At 70.3% G+C, this 15,202-nt stretch carries 16 protein-coding genes; 10 read left to right on the top strand and 6 right to left on the bottom strand.

Features of this window, described 5'->3' with window-relative positions; genetic code table 11:
* Window positions 1-3: 3 nt before the first annotated feature.
* Both ACZ7M2_RS27145 and ACZ7M2_RS27140 read left to right on the top strand, forming a co-directional pair.
* Window positions 4-873 (top strand): LysR family transcriptional regulator, encoded by an 870-nt coding sequence (locus ACZ7M2_RS27145; protein ID WP_471597491.1) that lies wholly within the window; start codon window positions 4-6, stop codon window positions 871-873.
* A gap of 313 nt (window positions 874-1,186) precedes the next feature.
* Window positions 1,187-2,338: an MFS transporter gene (locus ACZ7M2_RS27140; RefSeq protein WP_471597818.1), complete on the top strand. Its 1,152-nt coding sequence runs from the start codon at window positions 1,187-1,189 to the stop codon at window positions 2,336-2,338.
* Window positions 2,339-2,360: 22 nt separating this feature from the next.
* On the opposite strand, the gene ACZ7M2_RS27135 is transcribed toward ACZ7M2_RS27140, so the two are convergent.
* From ACZ7M2_RS27135 to ACZ7M2_RS27125, 3 genes are all read right to left on the bottom strand, one after another.
* On the bottom strand, window positions 2,361-2,879 hold the full coding sequence (locus ACZ7M2_RS27135) for a hypothetical protein (protein ID WP_099925902.1): 519 nt from the start codon (window positions 2,877-2,879) through the stop codon (window positions 2,361-2,363).
* A gap of 181 nt (window positions 2,880-3,060) precedes the next feature.
* Window positions 3,061-3,651, bottom strand: coding sequence for a DUF6624 domain-containing protein (locus tag ACZ7M2_RS27130; RefSeq protein WP_352053328.1), 591 nt, complete (start codon window positions 3,649-3,651; stop codon window positions 3,061-3,063).
* Window positions 3,648-4,130: an ATP-binding protein gene (locus tag ACZ7M2_RS27125; protein WP_471597490.1), complete on the bottom strand. Its 483-nt coding sequence runs from the start codon at window positions 4,128-4,130 to the stop codon at window positions 3,648-3,650. The genes ACZ7M2_RS27130 and ACZ7M2_RS27125 overlap by 4 nt, the downstream gene beginning before the upstream one ends.
* A 174-nt stretch (window positions 4,131-4,304) precedes the next feature.
* Between ACZ7M2_RS27125 and ACZ7M2_RS27120 the strand changes: the two genes are divergently transcribed.
* Window positions 4,305-5,096: an SDR family NAD(P)-dependent oxidoreductase gene (locus tag ACZ7M2_RS27120; protein WP_471597489.1), complete on the top strand. Its 792-nt coding sequence runs from the start codon at window positions 4,305-4,307 to the stop codon at window positions 5,094-5,096.
* Window positions 5,097-5,218: 122 nt separating this feature from the next.
* Here the strand turns inward: ACZ7M2_RS27120 and ACZ7M2_RS27115 are convergent, their stop codons facing one another.
* On the bottom strand, window positions 5,219-6,631 hold the full coding sequence (locus ACZ7M2_RS27115) for a hypothetical protein (RefSeq protein ID WP_471597488.1): 1,413 nt from the start codon (window positions 6,629-6,631) through the stop codon (window positions 5,219-5,221).
* A gap of 295 nt (window positions 6,632-6,926) precedes the next feature.
* Here ACZ7M2_RS27115 and ACZ7M2_RS27110 point away from each other — a divergent pair, with 295 nt between their 5' ends.
* The 4 genes from ACZ7M2_RS27110 to ACZ7M2_RS27095 all read left to right on the top strand — a co-directional run bounded on the left by ACZ7M2_RS27110 (window position 6,927) and on the right by ACZ7M2_RS27095 (window position 9,551).
* A complete protein-coding gene (locus ACZ7M2_RS27110; protein WP_434097731.1) occupies window positions 6,927-7,748 on the top strand; it encodes a helix-turn-helix domain-containing protein in 822 nt (273 codons plus the stop codon).
* A 3-nt stretch (window positions 7,749-7,751) separates the two neighbouring features.
* A complete protein-coding gene (locus ACZ7M2_RS27105) occupies window positions 7,752-7,997 on the top strand; it encodes a DUF397 domain-containing protein (RefSeq protein ID WP_352053324.1) in 246 nt (81 codons plus the stop codon).
* Window positions 7,998-8,210: 213 nt separating this feature from the next.
* On the top strand, window positions 8,211-8,711 hold the full coding sequence (locus tag ACZ7M2_RS27100; protein ID WP_471597487.1) for a hypothetical protein: 501 nt from the start codon (window positions 8,211-8,213) through the stop codon (window positions 8,709-8,711).
* Window positions 8,712-8,741: 30 nt separating this feature from the next.
* Window positions 8,742-9,551, top strand: coding sequence for an SAM-dependent methyltransferase (locus ACZ7M2_RS27095; protein ID WP_471597486.1), 810 nt, complete (start codon window positions 8,742-8,744; stop codon window positions 9,549-9,551).
* Here ACZ7M2_RS27095 and ACZ7M2_RS27090 read toward each other — a convergent pair whose 3' ends face one another.
* Both ACZ7M2_RS27090 and ACZ7M2_RS27085 read right to left on the bottom strand, forming a co-directional pair.
* The gene (locus ACZ7M2_RS27090) at window positions 9,552-10,949 is read right to left on the bottom strand and encodes an FAD-binding oxidoreductase (protein ID WP_471597485.1); all 1,398 of its coding nucleotides are present in this window, start codon (window positions 10,947-10,949) and stop codon (window positions 9,552-9,554) included.
* Between the two features lie 136 nt (window positions 10,950-11,085).
* Window positions 11,086-11,601 carry a pep a2 gene (locus ACZ7M2_RS27085; protein WP_352053320.1) on the bottom strand — a complete coding sequence of 172 codons (516 nt, stop codon included), beginning with the start codon at window positions 11,599-11,601 and terminating at the stop codon, window positions 11,086-11,088.
* Between the two features lie 304 nt (window positions 11,602-11,905).
* Between ACZ7M2_RS27085 and ACZ7M2_RS27080 the strand changes: the two genes are divergently transcribed.
* The 3 genes from ACZ7M2_RS27080 to ACZ7M2_RS27070 all read left to right on the top strand — a co-directional run.
* Window positions 11,906-12,217 (top strand): DUF5133 domain-containing protein, encoded by a 312-nt coding sequence (locus ACZ7M2_RS27080; protein WP_471597484.1) that lies wholly within the window; start codon window positions 11,906-11,908, stop codon window positions 12,215-12,217.
* A 77-nt stretch (window positions 12,218-12,294) separates the two neighbouring features.
* Window positions 12,295-14,298 carry an alpha-1,4-glucan--maltose-1-phosphate maltosyltransferase gene (locus ACZ7M2_RS27075; protein WP_471597483.1) on the top strand — a complete coding sequence of 668 codons (2,004 nt, stop codon included), beginning with the start codon at window positions 12,295-12,297 and terminating at the stop codon, window positions 14,296-14,298.
* Window positions 14,295-15,202: alpha-amylase family glycosyl hydrolase (locus ACZ7M2_RS27070; RefSeq protein WP_471597482.1), on the top strand; the 908-nt coding region annotated here is incomplete at its 3' end. The genes ACZ7M2_RS27075 and ACZ7M2_RS27070, both read left to right, overlap by 4 nt.

Here is a 15,202-nt window from a genome sequence, read left to right as displayed (position 1 = left end):
GACATGGATCTGCGGCAGATGGAGGTCGTCGTCGCGGTGGCCGAGGAGGGCGGGTTCACCGCCGCGGCGCAGCGGCTGCACGTGGTGCAGTCCGCCGTGTCGAGCACCGTGCGCGCGCTGGAGCGGGAGCTCGGGACCCCGCTGTTCGACCGCACCACGCACCGGGTGTCGCTGACATCGGCGGGCGAGGCCTTCGTACCGGCCGCGCGGGCGACGTTGCGGGCCGCCGAACAGGCGCGGTCGGCGGTCGACGCCGCGCGGGGACAGCTGCGCGGACGGGTGACGATCGGCACCATGCAGGGAGTGTGGGCCGACCTGCACCGCCCGCTGGCCGCGCTGCGCGCGGAGCATCCGGGCGTGGTGGTGCGGCTGCGGCAGGGGGCCGTGACCGACATCCGCCAGGCGTTGCGCGAGGGCACGGTGGATCTGGCGGTGGTCGCCCTCGACCGTCAGCAGCAGCGCGGTCTTGCGACCCGGCTGCTCGCCCGGGAGGAGATGGTGCTGGTGTCCGCGCCGGGCCGGGTCCTGGGCGGGGCCGCGCCCGACGGGAGGGTCACGCTCGCCGAAGCGGCCCGGCTGCCGCTGGTGGACTTCACGCCCGGCTGGGCGATCCGCCTCGCCGTCGACCGGGCGTTCCGTGCTGCCGCCGTCGAGCGCGAGTCGACCTTCGAGGTGAACGACATCGTCGCGGCGTCGGAACTCGTCCGCGCCGACCTCGGTGTGTGCGTCATGCCCCTCTCGATCGCCGACCGCTTCCCCGACCTGCACAAGCACCGGTTCGACCGGCACGCGCCGAGCTGGAAGGTCATGGTGGTCCAGCCGCGCGGGGAGGCGCCCCCGGCGGTCGCGGCCCTGCTGCGGCACATGGCCTGACGGGCGTGGCCTGAGAGGCGACGGAGGGACGAAGTGGCTCATCCCTCGGCTCGATCTCTCAGCTCGCTCGCTCAGCCCATCTCGTCCGGAGATGACTGACATTCGTAATCATCGCCACGGCAGGGGAAGCACGGAGGCTTCTCGGGCGCTGAGGAAACCGTGCGAGCGGCAACGAGGCCGCTCGACCACCACCCGGCGTTTCCCGAACTGCTCCACCGGTTCCCTTCCCGAGAAGGTGCCTGTGTCCGTGTCCAAGTCGTCCCCCGTCCTCAAGTCACCGGGCCAGACCGCCACCGCGCAGGCGGCGCATGGCGTGCCGGGCTGGCTGGTCGCCCTCTTCGCCGTCGCCTCCGGCATGACGGTCGCCAACCTGTACTACGCCCAGCCCCTGCTGTCCTCGCTGCGCGACGTGTTCCATGTCGGCACGGCGGCGGCCGGCGGACTCATCACCCTCACCCAGGTCGGCTATGTCCTGGGCATGCTCTTCCTCGTCCCGCTCGGCGACCGGCTGGAGAAGCGCGGACTGATCAGCGTGCTCCTGACGGTCACCACGCTCGCCCTGGTCGCCGCGGGTCTCGCCACCAACTTCCCCATGCTGCTGATCGCCTCCCTGATCAGCGGAGGCACCTCGGTCGTCGCCCAGATACTGATCCCCTTCGCGGCGAGTCTCGCCCCCGACCACGCCCGTGGCCGGATCGTCGGACGGGTGATGAGCGGCCTGCTCACCGGCATCCTGCTCTCCCGTACCCTCAGCAGCCTGGTCTCCGACGTGGCGGGCTGGCGGGTGGTGTACCTCGGCTCCGCCGCGTTGATGGCCCTGCTGGCCCTGGCCCTGCGCGCGGCCCTGCCGCAGCACGCGCCGACCACGACCATGCCGTACGCCCATGTCCTGCGCTCCACGCTCCAACTGGTGCGCCACCACCCCGTGTTGCTGCGCCGGGGCCTCTACCAGGCGGCGATGTTCGGTGCGTTCAGCGCGTTCTGGACCACCGTGTCGTACGTCCTGACCGGCCCCCACTTCCACTACTCCCCCATCGGCGTCGGCCTCTTCGCGCTCGTCGGCGCGGCCGGTGCGGCCGTCGCCCCGTTCGCCGGTCACTGGGCCGACCGCGGGCTCGTCCGTCCCATGACCGGGATCGCCTTCGCCGTCGCGGCCCTGGCCTTCGCGCTCGCGGGCTTCGGTCAGTCCCACATCACCCTGATCGCCCTGGCCGCGATCCTGATCGACACGGCCGTGCAGTCCACCCTGATCCTCGGTCAGCACACCATCTACCAGCTCAACCCGAACGCCCGCGCCCGCCTCAACAGCGCGTTCATCGCGATCTTCTTCGTCGGCGGCGCGCTCGGCTCCCAGCTCGGCTCGATCGCCTACCACGCGGCCGGCTGGAGCGCGGTCACCGTCCTGGGCGCCGCTCTGTCGGTGCTGGGCCTGCTCCACTGGACGACGGAACGCCGTACGGCCTGATCAGTGGCTCGGGGGGGGCGGGTCACGATCCCGCTTCCCCCCGCAGGAAGTTGCTCACCTGACAGGCGAGGCTGTCCCGCGCCGAGTCGGAGCGGGCGGCGGCGTCGACCGAACCCTCGTAGAGGTCGATGCCGCCGACCCACAGGTACCGGTCGGTCCACTCGTCGTCGACCTTCAGCTGGATCTGGATGTCCACCCGGGGCAGCGAGGCGTCCGGGCCCGCGGCGAAGAGGACCGCGGTGGCCCGGCGCAGGGGGTAGACGTCGTAGCCCTCGATGAACTGGGAGTTCCGCCAGTCCAGGAAGGCGCTCTCGCCGTCGGGGCCGACCCGGATGTCCATCTGGCCGTCCTCGAGATGGATGCCGAAGTGCTCGCCACCACGGTTCTCGACGGTCACCCGGCATCGGAAGTAGGTCAGCCCCTCGGCGGCGTCGTCGCGTCCGCGCGGCGGCTCCGCCCGCTCCACCCCATGGACGCGGACGCGCAGGCCGGCGTGCTCGTCGTACTCCTGCCAGTCCCCGACCACGTTCGGTTCGTGCACGGTCCACCTCTCCACCTCAGAGAGCTGTTTCCTATCTGTGCCCTCAACGGGGTGTCAAATGGGCGGAACGCACCGTGGCCAGCGTTTTTGCCCTCCTTGATCGGCGATCAAGCCGTGCCCAGCCAGAACCCGTGTCCTTGCCATCCGGGGGACATTTCCGTGCGTGCTGCACATCACGTTCTCAGGCGCCGCGGCGCAGCGTCCGCATCTGCTCGTCGAGGGGGCCGAGGCCGACGTCGCGGCGCCGCTCCTCGAGGGTCTCGGGCCGCCTGATCGGATACGGGCGGAGGGTCGCGGGGTCGACCCGGGTGCCGTAGAACTGGGGCTGGCCCAGTTCGACCGCGCAGTGATCGGCGATGTAGGCGTGGTGCGGGCCGGGGCAGCGGCCGTCCGCGGTGGCCTGGGCGATCAGGTCACGGCAACGGAGCTGGAAGTCGAGGTCCGGGGCGTGCAGCAGGATCATCAGGGCCGCGGTCGAGGCGGGCGCGCCGACCAGGTCCGCGGCCGGCCAGCCGTGTCGGCGGACGATCGTCCCGAGGGCGTCGGCATTGGTCCTGCGGCATGCGACGAGGCCGCGCCGGACCTGTGGGGTGGGGTTCGTCCGCGCCTGCCGCATCAGGTGCCGCTCCTCGTCGGCCCGGCGCGAGAGTTCCCGGGCGAGCGCGGCGGCGAGTGCCGGGAGGATCCCCGCGGACGCGGGCCCCGGCTCCACCGGTGCTCCGTCCGGTTCCGTCGGCGTGCCGACCGTCTGGTGCCCCGGTAATCGGTTCATGGCATGCCCCGCAGCGCCAGGGTGAACCACACCTTCTTGCCCGTGGTGCCGGGGTCGGCCGGTGCGATGCCCCAGTCGTCCGTCAGAGCGGCCACGATGGCCAGTCCGCGTCCCGACTCCTCGGCGCCGCCCGTGTCGCGCGGTCGCGGCAGGGCGGACGAACGGTCGGCGACCGTCACCCGCAGCTCGTGCCCGATGTGTTCCAGGGTGACGGTGATCGTGTCGCGGGGGCCGGGACTGCCGTGTCTGACCGCGTTGGCGAACAGCTCGTCCGTGGCGAGGACAGCGTTGTCGAGGCACTCGGAGGGCAGGCGCAGAGGGGTGAGGTGCTCGGCGACCATGTCCCGCACGCCGGCCGCGCGCGAGGGTTGGGCGGGGACCGTCGTCCGCACCAGGCTGGGGTGTGTTCTGGGCAGCACGTCGGCGTCGCGCCGCGGTGAGGGCGACGGCCCGCGGCGCTGAGCCCTGGATGCCGTCATCGGTTCTCCTTCGTTGCAGCGCGGGTGGGGGATGTACTCGGTGGCTGCCCGTGCAGCCAACAGGGCACGGCCCCGCGCCGACCAGGGGGTATCGGGGTTGTCCGGTTGCAGGGACGTAGTGACATGGGATGTATGTTCGATCAGGTGAGGAACGTGAGCGGGAGCCGGACACCGGTGCGCCCAGACGATCCCACCGGGTGGTCGGGGGTGCGCGGCAAGCGCGTGCTGGTCACCGGTGGAACGCGGGGTCTCGGCGAGCAGATCGTGCGGCTGCTCGCCGCCGAAGGGGCCCGGGTGGCGACCTGCGCGCGCGGCGCGGGCGATCTGGCGGCGCTGGCGGCATCGCTGGACTCCCCGCTGTTCACCCAGGCGCTGGACGTCACCGAGCCGGAGCGCCTGGAGGAGTTCGTCGCGGCCATGGCGAATCGTTTCGGCGGGCTCGACGGGGTGGTGGCCTGTGCGGGCGGTTCGCGCGGCGGCCGCTTCGAGGAGACCGACGCCGAGGACTGGGCGGCGACCTGGGAAGTGAACGTCGGCCATGCCGCGCGCCTGGTCCGCGCCGCGGTGCCGCATCTCCGGGCCGCCGGGGGCGGATCGGTCGTGGTGATCTCGTCGATCTCCGGCTGGAAGCCCGGGCCGCCCGTCCAGTACGGGGTGGCGAAGTCCGCCCAGATCCAGTTGGCCGCCTCGCTCGCCCGTGAACTGGGGCCGGACGGAATCCGGGTGAACGCCGTCTCCCCCGGGTCGATGCTCATCCCGGGCAGGCGCTGGGACCGGATGCGCCGGGAGGACCCCGAGGCGTACGCGGGATTCGTGGCGAAGGAGCTTCCGAGCGGAGCGCCGGTCGCTCCGCAGGAGGTCGCCCGGGTGGTGGCGTTTCTGCTGTCCGACTGGTCGAGCGGTATCTCCGGTGCGCACCTCCCCGTCGACCGCGCCCAGAACGCCCCCTCGCCGGACGGCTACTGAGCCGACCGTTCCTGTCTCAGGGACCCTGCCCGCCCGAGGGACCGCTCCCGACTCAGGGGCCCTTCCCCTCCCAGCGACCCCTCCCGCCACGTCACCCACCGGACCGACCGCCGCGCTCCGCGTCATGCGACCGCCCCCAGCACCGCACGGGACCTGCGCTCGAACTCCTGCACCATCGGCTCGTGGCGGCGTGACCCCAGACGGGTACGGAAGTCACGCAGGGCCTGGATCGACCGCTCACTGTGCACGGTGCTGAGGGTGTCCAGCGCCTCGGTGGCCGTGCCGACGGCCTCGTCGAGCCGGTCCTGCTGGAGATGCGCGGTCGCGAGCACCGAGCGGCTGATGGCCTGGCGTCTGCGCCGGTCGGCGTTCGCGCTCAGCGACTCGGTCGCCGTACGTTCGGCCTGGGCGGCGAGCCCCAGGTCACGGAAGCACAGGGCGGCCTCGGCCTGGAGATAGTGGTGGTCGAGGTAGCGCACCCAGACGGATTCCTGGTCGGGGCCCCGGCTCATGTCCAGTTGCCCTTCCGCCAGGCGCAGCGCCTCCGAGGTGTCGCACGAGTGTCCCTGTGCGGCATGTCCGCGTGCCGCCATGGCGTACAGGCGCATCAGTCCGAGTGGGCTGCCCGCCCCCTTGGCGGTGGCGACTCCGGCCCGGGCCAGCGCCACCCCCTCGTCGGGGCGGCCGAGGTTGGTGGCCAGATGGGAGAGCCCGGCCAGGATCTGGCCGCCCAGCACCCGGTCGCGTCCCTCGGCGCACAGGCGCAGCCCCTGGGTCATGTACCGCTGCGCGAGCCCGTACTCCCCCGCGTCGTACGAGCTCCAGCCGGCCATCGCGGCGAGGCGCGCGGCTGCGGCGTACAACTGCCGTTGCAGCTGCGGCGGGGTGCCGCGGCGCTGGAGCATGGGGACGACCTCGGTGGAGAGGTAGTGCACGATGCTGGTGCGCACCCCGCCACCGCCGTAGTGGTTGTCCATCTGGTCGAACATGGCGATCATCGCGTGCACCTGCTCGACGGGCCCGCCGCTCGCCGCCACCGTCGGACGGAAGGCCTCCTGCTGCTCCAACAGCCACAACAGCCACTCACGTTGGGGATTCGTCAGCGCGGCGGCGACGAAGGGCACCGAGCCGAGGAGACTGCGGCGGGAGATGTCGGTGGAGCCCAGCTCGGCCAGGGTGTGCAGGGTTTCCGCCACGTCTTCGCCATAGACCAGGGCCCGGCCCGCGACCGGGCGCTGCTGATCGGAGTGGAAGCCGAGGTCCGGGGGCGACACGGCGCGGCCGAGCCGTCCGGAGAGTACGGCGGCGATCAACTCCGGTGTGGTGCCCCGCGGTTGCTGGCCCTGGAGCCAGCGGGTGACCGACGCCTTGTCGTAGTTGGAGTCCACGCCTTGGCGGCGGCCCAGTTCGTTGACCCTGAGGGCGAGGGAGGCGTAGGAGCAACCGGCTTCCTTGAGGGCGACCGCCAGCGCCGAGTTGGCCCCGCCGGGGCCTTTGCCTGCGCTCCTTGATTGTCCGTCGGTCACGGTGGCCACCCAGGTCTCGCATCACGGTGCGTACGGCTGCGCCCGTATCTGCCGGTCCATCAATTTCGTTACGGCACAGCACAGTTGAACGTATGTCGCCAGGGACTGTGCGACAGGTCACTCGATCACTATGGTCGCCGACAGGCTCAACACGCAACCGGCGTTCTGATAATTTCAGAACGATCCGCATCACCCTGTCTCTGTCAACGACCGCGTGGCACACTGCACGCTGTGATACAGCCGTACCGGGAGGTAGGACGTGAGTGACAACCGCTCGGGCGGCAGCGCACCCACGGTCCTGCGGATGGTCCTCGGCAAGCGGCTGAAGCAGCTGAGGGAACAGGCGGGAGTGTCGTTCGAGGAGGCGGCACGGGCGATCGAGGTCACTCCACTGACGGTCCGCCGGATCGAGAAGGCCGAGGTCGGCCTCCGGATCCCCTATGTGAAGGAGTTGCTGCGCACCTACGGGGTGCCGGCGACGGAGATCGACGACTTCCTCGCGCTGGCCCGGGAGGCCAATCAGCCGGGCTGGTGGTACAAGTACCGCGACGTGCTGCCCGAGTGGTTCAGCGCCTACGTGAGCCTGGAGAGCGAAGCCAGCGTCATCCGTCTCTACGAACCCCACTACGTTCCGGGCCTGTTGCAGACGAACGACTACGCCACCGCGCTCATGCGCGTGGGCTTCCCCAACGAGTCGAAGGAGGACGTCGCCCGTCGTGTCGCCCTGCGGACCAGACGGCAGGACCTGCTCGCCAAGCCGGACGCGCCCGCCATCTGGGCCGTCCTCGACGAGACGGTGCTGCGCCGCCCGGTGGGCGGGGCCGAGGTGATGCGGGCCCAGATCGACCGGCTGCACGAGGTCCTGGACATGCCGAAGGTCCGGATCCAGGTCATGCGCTTCGGGGTGGGGGCACACCCCGGCGCCTTCGGCCCGTTCCACCACTTCCGCTTCGGCTTCTCCGAACTGCCCGACGTCATCTACACGGAAAGCCTCGCCGGCGCGGTCTATGTCGACCGGCCCGGCGACGTCGTCACCTATCTCGAAGTACTGGACCGGATGTCCGTACAGGCGGAACCGGTCGCTCGGACCAGGGCCATCCTGGCTGAATTGCGTAAGGAGTTGTGATCCATGGGATTCAAGGACCCCATTTACAGTGGCATGCCGGCCGTCGACCTGGGCACCGAGGGCTGGGAGAAGCCCTGGAGCGGTACGAACGGCGGGAGTTGCGTCGAGGCCAAGCGGCTGCCCGACGGCAGTGTGGCCTTCCGCCAGTCCACGGACCCGGACGGGCCCGCGCTGGTGTACACCCGGGACGAGATGATCTCGTTCCTCGAAGGCGCGAAGTCCGGCCAGGCCGACTTCCTCGTCGCCTGACGCGCTCACCGACCGCCTGAGGCCGGGAGAGCCCTCCGCTCCTCGGGCAACCACCGAAGCCGCACCGTCACCACACCCGCACCACCACTACGCCCGCACAACCGGACAACCCGCACGCCCACTCCCGCCGTGCGGGTCGTCCGTTCACACTGAGGGAATCGGTCGTCCCGGAGGGAGCGGTATGCGCACCGGTCCTTGTCGCGAGGTGCGGGGGTGATCCTCGGCCAGGCCCTCGCCCGGTGCCGGACCCTGGTCGTCGACGGTCCGGACGGAATCGGCAGAAGCGCCCTGATCGCCGAGCTGGCCCGGCACGGATTCCTGGTCCGGCTCTGCCGCGGCCCCCTCCATCATGTGGACCCCACCCAGCCGTACCGCGAACTCCTCGCCGCGTCGGGCCGGTTGGCCGTCGACGGCAGTCTCGTCCACGAGCTGGTCTACGGACCGCTGCGCCGCGGACGCTCCCGGGTGACCTGGATCCAGGCCCTCGACTTCGCCGAAGCGGTGGCGGAACGCGACGGGGCCCTCGTCCACGTGACCGGCGAGACGGACGACACGGAGGCGGTCGACGCGTACGAGCGGGCGCTGCACACCCTCGCCCAGCATGTCCCTGTGGTGACCCTGGAGGCCAAGGACCTCGGCCACCCCATCCGCGGCCCCGCCTGCCCGCACCATCAACTCAGGCCGTGTGACAGGCAGTTGACGATAGGTTATTGACAGACCGCGTGACGGAGGCAGGAGACATCCATGGCAGACGGCCGGCCCAACCCCGACCAAGAGGCGTTGTCCAAGATCGACACCACGGTGCCGCACTCGGCCCGCATCTGGAACTACTGGATGGGCGGGAAGGACAACTACGAGGTCGACCGGATCGCGGGTGACGCCTACCGCGAGGTGGCGCCGAACATCGAGACGATGGCCCGGGCCTCCCGCGAGTACCTGATCAGGACCGTGACCTTCGTCGCCGGTGAGCTCGGCATCCGCCAGTTCCTGGACATCGGCACCGGCCTGCCCTCGTACGACAACACCCACCAGGTCGCCCAGCGGGTGGCCCCCGAGTCGCGCATCGTCTACGTGGACAACGACCCCCTGGTGCTGCGTCACGCCCAGGCACTGCTGACCAGCACCCCCGAGGGCGTCACCAACTACATCGACGCGGATCTGCACGAGCCCGAGAAGATCGTCGAGGCGGCGAGCCGGATCCTGGACTTCGACCGGCCCGTCGCCCTGATGCTCATGGGCATCCTCGGTCACATCCAGGACTACGAGGAGGCCAAGTCGATCGTCCACACCCTCCAGGCCGCCCTGCCCTCCGGCAGCTACTTCGTGCACTACGACAGCACCGATACCGACGCCGCGCTCAAGCAGGCCCAGCAGGGTTACGACGACACGGGCGCCGTCCCCTACGTGCTGCGCAGCCCGGAGCAGATCACCGCGTACTACGAGGGCCTGGAGCTGATCGAACCCGGCATCGTCTCCTGCCCCCGGTGGCGCCCGGAGCCCGGCACCGCACCGGAACCCACGGACGTGCACGGCGGGGTGGCCCTCAAACCGTGATCAGGCGCGCGGCGCCGGTCGGATGTTCTGGTTGAGGCGGAACAGGTTGTCCGGGTCGCGGTCGGCCTTGATACGGGTCAGGCGGGCGTAGTTGTCGCGGTAGCTGGCCCGTACGCGCTCCTGGCCCTCGTCCATCATCATGTTCACGTAGGCCCCGCCCGCGGAGTACGGGTGCAGGGCGTCGGAGTAGTCGACGCTCCACCGTTTGACGCGCTCGGCGCCGGCCGGATCGGAGTCCACGCCCGCGTACACGGTCGCCCAGCGCGCGTTCCGGTAGCTCCAGGCGGTGTCCGCCGGTGCGATGTCGTGGACGGCGCCGTCGATCGGGTACAGGTGCATCGTCGATTTCCAGGTCGGCGGTTCGGGGCCGTACCCGAGGTGCGACGCGACCGCCTCGTCGGGGATCTCGTCGACGAAGTCCGCGCGCCAGTACCACTGGTCGCCGGGCGGGTAGATCCCGTCGAACGCGGACTGCAGCGCGGGGTACGGCATCGGCGCCGCTCCGTGCAGCAGTGGCTCGGGTACGGCGTCGAGGAGGGGTGCCATCTCCGCGGCCGCCGCGTCGGTGTCGTCCCCGACACGGCACCAGACGACCCCGCAGACCTTGCGCAGATGGATCTCCTCGGGGAACGGCGGGCCGGGCGGCACGGAGCCGAACAGGAAGAAGGCGTTCAGTTCACGGGGGGCGTCCGGGAGGAAGTCGCGGTAGACGGTGAGGACTTCGGCGCCGACTTCGGCGGGCCAGAAGGTGGGGCCGGCGACCACGGTGCTCACCTCGCGCAGCCGGAACAGGAACGAGGTGACGACTCCGAAGTTGCCGCCGCCCCCGCGGATCGCCCAGAACAGGTCGGTGTTCTCCGTGTCGCTCGCGCGCACGCGCTCGCCGCTCGCCAGGACGAGGTCGGCCGCCAGGAGATTGTCGACGGTCAGCCCGTACTTGCGGGTGAGATGCCCGATGCCGCCGCCCAGGGTGAGGCCCGCGACTCCCGTCGTGGAGATGATGCCGGCGGGTATGGCCAGGCCGTACTCGTGGGTGGCACGGTCGACCTCGCCCCACACACAGCCGCCTGAGACCCGTACCGTGCGGGCCCCCGGATCGACCTCGATGTCCTTGAGCGGTGAGAGGTCGAGGACCACGCCGTCGTCGCAGACCCCCAGGCCCGCCCCGTGGTGGCCGCCGCCCCGCACGGCGAGCGGGAGGCCGTGGTCGCGCGCGAAGCCGATGACGCGGGAGACGTCCTCGGCGCCGGCGCACCTCGCCACCAGGGCGGGCCGCCGGTCGATCATCGCGTTGTAGACGGTACGTGCCTGGTCGTACCCGGAGTCGCCGGGTGCGACCAACTGTCCCTTGAATTCCGTCAGTTCCTGGCGCGCTGCCTCTGCCGTCGTGATGGACATACGCCTCCCCCCACCTGGGGGCCGGTTTCAGGGCACCCGTGTCGGGGCCCTGACTCCAGTCTCCCTCCGATGGATCCGACGCGCCTGTTCTGCACAACCGCCGGGGCGGGTGGCCCCCGCCCCTCGGTCGTCGTGATCACGTCACAGCGATCACGGCCTCCGCGTCATGTCGCGACACCGCGAGCGCCGGTTCCGGCAACGCCACCTGACGCGGCGTCCGGCGCGCCTCCCGCAGACTGGGCATGGGCGTGGCCGGGACCAGCGGCGCATGCTCGGCAGCACGGGCCCGCCAGGAGAACCAGATGATCTTGCCGCCGGCGCCGGTGGCGCAGCAGCCCCAGCCGTCGCTGAGAGCGGCGATCTGCGCCAGACAGCCCTGGGGCTCGTTGTGCGGGCGGAGATCCTGGTCGTTGTCGGAGACCGCGGTGATGAGGTGGGAACCGTTCCACCACATCTCGATGGTGGTGTTCTTGTCCGTCGCGTGCCGGTCGATCGTGTGCAGCAGCGCTTCCGCACAGTGGCAGACGGAATCGACGAGCGTATCCAGGTTCCAGTACCGGAGATGGGCCCCCAATATGCGCTTGACCTGGCCAACCCGCTCCGGGCTGACCTCCACGTCGAGGTGGTAGTAGCAGGGCACTGCAGGTTTCATCTTCGTTGGCTCCTCACGGCGAAGCTCTCGCCTCTCCTCGCCCTTCTCGGACCGAGCCCCGATCACGAAGCGTGAGCACTGATCGCTTTTGAGTCAGTCCCAGAGTGCGAGTGCTACTCCGTTCGTGCAACACGAGAGCCCGAGCCCATGTGGTTGAAGAGCCAACAAGACGCTGAGTGCCCGCGCAGGCACCATGAGTGAGGGCACCGCCCTCCGTAGTGGGTCGGTGCCCTTCCGTGCACGGCCGTCCGGCATCAGCCGGGTGTCCCGTGCGCAGTCGCGAGAGTGGAAAGGTGACCGGCCCATGCTGCTTCCTGCCAAAGCCGAGGTCGCCAGGCATCTGGAGCAATACCGGGCCTGGGAACGCCTGTTGCTCATGGCCCCCGCCGACCGCACGGTGCGGGGCAACTTCGAGAACACGGGGTACACCCTGTGCGTGCTGATGGGGAAGCGCTGCGCGCGGGAGGCGGTGGACGCCGCCGAGCACTATCTGCGGGACGAGGCACCGGCTGCCGCGCTGTCGTCGATGACGGTGACACACAGCGCGCGGGGCTCTCAGCTCTCCCAGGGGTCTCAGGGGCGGGGAGCGGGTCGAGCGGTCGGCAGGCGTCCCTGAGACGGACCGTGGTGTCGGGAAATTTCGGTGCAGCTCTGAACCGAGGGGGCAGGGCGCGAGGACGGCGGAGGCGAAACATGGAGGCACACCCGGCCCATGGCCGTGACCCGATCGGCCGTATCCCGATCGTGGACGTCCAGCCGGTCGTCGAGCACGGCCGGCGCCCCGCCAAGGCGGTCGTCGGGGAGACCTTCGAGGTCACCGCCACCGTCTTCGGCGAGGGCCGGGATGTGCTCGGCGCGGAGGTCGTCCTGTGCGACCAGAGCGGCCGGCCCGGCCCGCGCGCCCCGATGCGTGAACTCGCCCCGGGCACCGACCGCTGGGGCGCCGAGGTCACACCGGAATCCGTGGGCCACTGGACCTGTCTGGTGGAGGCCTGGAGCGATCCGGTGGCCGCCTGGCGCCACACCGCCGCCATCAAGGTCCCGGCCGGGATCGACGCCGGTCTGGTCCTGGAGGAGGGCGCCGCGCTGTACGAGCGGGCCGCGGACGCGGTACCGGACCCGGCCGGCCAAGCGGTCGTACGCGCCGCGGCGCACGCCCTGCGCGACGACTCCCGGCGGCCCACGGCTCGTCTCACCGCCGCCCTGACCCCGGAAGCGACCGCGGTGCTCACCGCACACCCCCTGCGCGAACGGGTCTCCCGCTCGGTGCCGATGCCCCTGCTCGTGGAACGGAAGCGGGCGTTGTACGGCGCCTGGTACGAGTTCTTCCCGCGTTCGGAGAGCGGACAGCTGGACCCGTCGGTGCACGGCACGTTCCGCAGCGCCGCCGAACGCCTGCCCGCCATCGCCGGGATGGGCTTCGACGTCGTGTACCTCCCGCCGGTCCACCCCATCGGGACCACCTTCCGCAAGGGCCCCAACAACAGCCTGTCGGCGAGCCGTCGGGATGTCGGCGTGCCCTGGGCGATCGGTTCTCCCGAGGGCGGCCACGACGCGATCCACCCGGATCTCGGCACGATCGAGGACTTCGACGCGTTCGTGCGCCGGGCCACGGAACTGCGGCTCGAGGTCGCGCTCGACTTCGCACTCCAGTGCTCGCCGGACCACCCGTGGGTGCAGAAGCATCCCGAGTGGTTCCACCACCGGGCCGACGGGTCGATCGCGTACGCGGAGAATCCGCCGAAGAAGTACCAGGACATCTATCCGATCGCCTTCGACCAGGACATGCCGGGGCTGGTCCAGGAGACGCTGCGGGTGCTGCGCCACTGGATGGACCACGGCGTGCGGATCTTCCGCGTCGACAACCCGCACACCAAGCCGGTCGTCTTCTGGGAGCGGGTCATCGCGGACATCAACCGCACCGACCCTGACGTGATCTTCCTCGCCGAGGCGTTCACCCGGCCCGCGATCATGCACACGCTCGCGGCGGTCGGCTTCCAGCAGTCGTACACCTACTTCACCTGGCGCAACACCAAGCAGGAGCTCACCGACTACCTCACCGAACTGTCGAGCGCGACGGCCGCCTTCATGCGTCCCAACCTCTTCGTGAACACCCCCGACATCCTGCCCGGCCATCTCCAGCGGGGCGGTCGGCCCGCCTTCGAAGTACGCGCCGTGCTCGCCGCCACCCTCTCGCCCTCGTGGGGGGTCTACGCCGGGTACGAGCTGTGCGAGAACGCTCCGGTCGGGCCCGCCAGCGAGGAGTACCGGAACTCCGAGAAGTACGAACTGCGTCCACGTGACTGGGAGTCGGCCGCGCGCGAGGGCCGCACGATCGCACCGCTGATCACGGAGCTGAACCGGATCAGACGGCGCCACAAGGCCCTGCACGCGCTACGGAACCTGCACTTCCACCAGACCGACAACGAGGCCCTGATCGCCTACAGCAAGCGCTCGGACGACGACACGGTCGTGGTGGTGGCCAACCTTGACCCCCACCACACCCAGGAGGCGACGGTCTCGTTGGACATGCCGCGACTCGGCCTGGACTGGCACGAGTCCGTGCCGGTGCGCGACGAGCTCACCGGCGAGACCTACCACTGGGGCAGGGCCGACTTCGTGCGACTGGGGCCGGGCGGTGCGCATGTGCTCGCCGTCGACACCTCACCGCGGATCGGAGGGTCACCCACCACATGATCGTCAACGAGCCCGTCCCGGACACTTTCGAGGACACCCCGGCCAGGGACCGCGACCCCGACTGGTTCAAACGCGCCGTCTTCTACGAAGTCCTGGTCCGCTCCTTCCAGGACAGCAACGGCGACGGCATCGGCGACCTCAAGGGCCTCACCGCGAAACTCGACTACCTGCAATGGCTGGGCGTCGACTGCCTGTGGCTGCCCCCGTTCTTCAAATCACCCCTCAGGGACGGCGGCTACGACGTCTCCGACTACACCGCCGTCCTGCCCGAATTCGGTGACCTCGCCGACTTCGTCGAATTCGTCGACGCCGCCCACCAGCGCGGCATGCGCGTCATCATCGACTTCGTCATGAACCACACCAGCGACCAGCACCCGTGGTTCCAGGAATCCCGCACCAACCCCGACGGACCCTACGGCGACTACTACGTCTGGGCCGACGACGACAAGCAGTACGAGGACGCCCGGATCATCTTCGTCGACACCGAGGCCTCCAACTGGACCTTCGACCCGGTCCGCAAGCAGTACTACTGGCACCGCTTCTTCTCCCACCAGCCCGACCTCAACTACGAGAACCCCGCCGTCCAGGAAGAGATCCTCGCGGCCCTCCGCTTCTGGCTGGATCTCGGCATCGACGGGTTCCGCCTCGACGCGGTGCCGTACCTGTACCAGGTCGAGGGAACCGACTGCGAGAATCTCCCCGCCACGCACATGTTCCTGAAAAGGGTGCGCAAGGAGATCGACTCCCAGTATCCGGACACGGTGTTGCTGGCGGAGGCGAACCAGTGGCCCGAGGACGTCGTCGACTATTTCGGCGACTTCCCCTCCGGCGGCGACGAATGCCACATGGCCTTCCACTTCCCCGTCATGCCGCGGATCTTCATGGCCGTACGCAGGGAGTCCCG

Source organism: Streptomyces sp. NPDC111507 (genome assembly GCF_055638955.1).
Note: the sequence above shows the minus strand (reverse complement) of the source record. Positions and strands in the feature narration are given on the sequence as shown.

Bases quoted from the DNA above. Each gene is read 5' to 3' on its own strand.
- ACZ7M2_RS27075 (WP_471597483.1), top strand. From the start codon at position 12,295: ATGGAGGCACACCCGGCCCATGGCCGTGACCCGATCGGCCGTATCCCG.
- ACZ7M2_RS27105 (WP_352053324.1), top strand. From the start codon at position 7,752: ATGGGATTCAAGGACCCCATTTACAGTGGCATGCCGGCCGTCGACCTG.
- ACZ7M2_RS27145 (WP_471597491.1), top strand. From the start codon at position 4: ATGGATCTGCGGCAGATGGAGGTCGTCGTCGCGGTGGCCGAGGAGGGC.
- ACZ7M2_RS27085 (WP_352053320.1), bottom strand. From the start codon at position 11,601: ATGAAACCTGCAGTGCCCTGCTACTACCACCTCGACGTGGAGGTCAGC.
- ACZ7M2_RS27110 (WP_434097731.1), top strand. From the start codon at position 6,927: ATGGTCCTCGGCAAGCGGCTGAAGCAGCTGAGGGAACAGGCGGGAGTG.
- ACZ7M2_RS27090 (WP_471597485.1), bottom strand. From the start codon at position 10,949: ATGTCCATCACGACGGCAGAGGCAGCGCGCCAGGAACTGACGGAATTC.
- ACZ7M2_RS27080 (WP_471597484.1), top strand. From the start codon at position 11,906: ATGCTGCTTCCTGCCAAAGCCGAGGTCGCCAGGCATCTGGAGCAATAC.
- ACZ7M2_RS27125 (WP_471597490.1), bottom strand. From the start codon at position 4,130: ATGACGGCATCCAGGGCTCAGCGCCGCGGGCCGTCGCCCTCACCGCGG.
- ACZ7M2_RS27095 (WP_471597486.1), top strand. From the start codon at position 8,742: ATGGCAGACGGCCGGCCCAACCCCGACCAAGAGGCGTTGTCCAAGATC.
- ACZ7M2_RS27130 (WP_352053328.1), bottom strand. From the start codon at position 3,651: ATGAACCGATTACCGGGGCACCAGACGGTCGGCACGCCGACGGAACCG.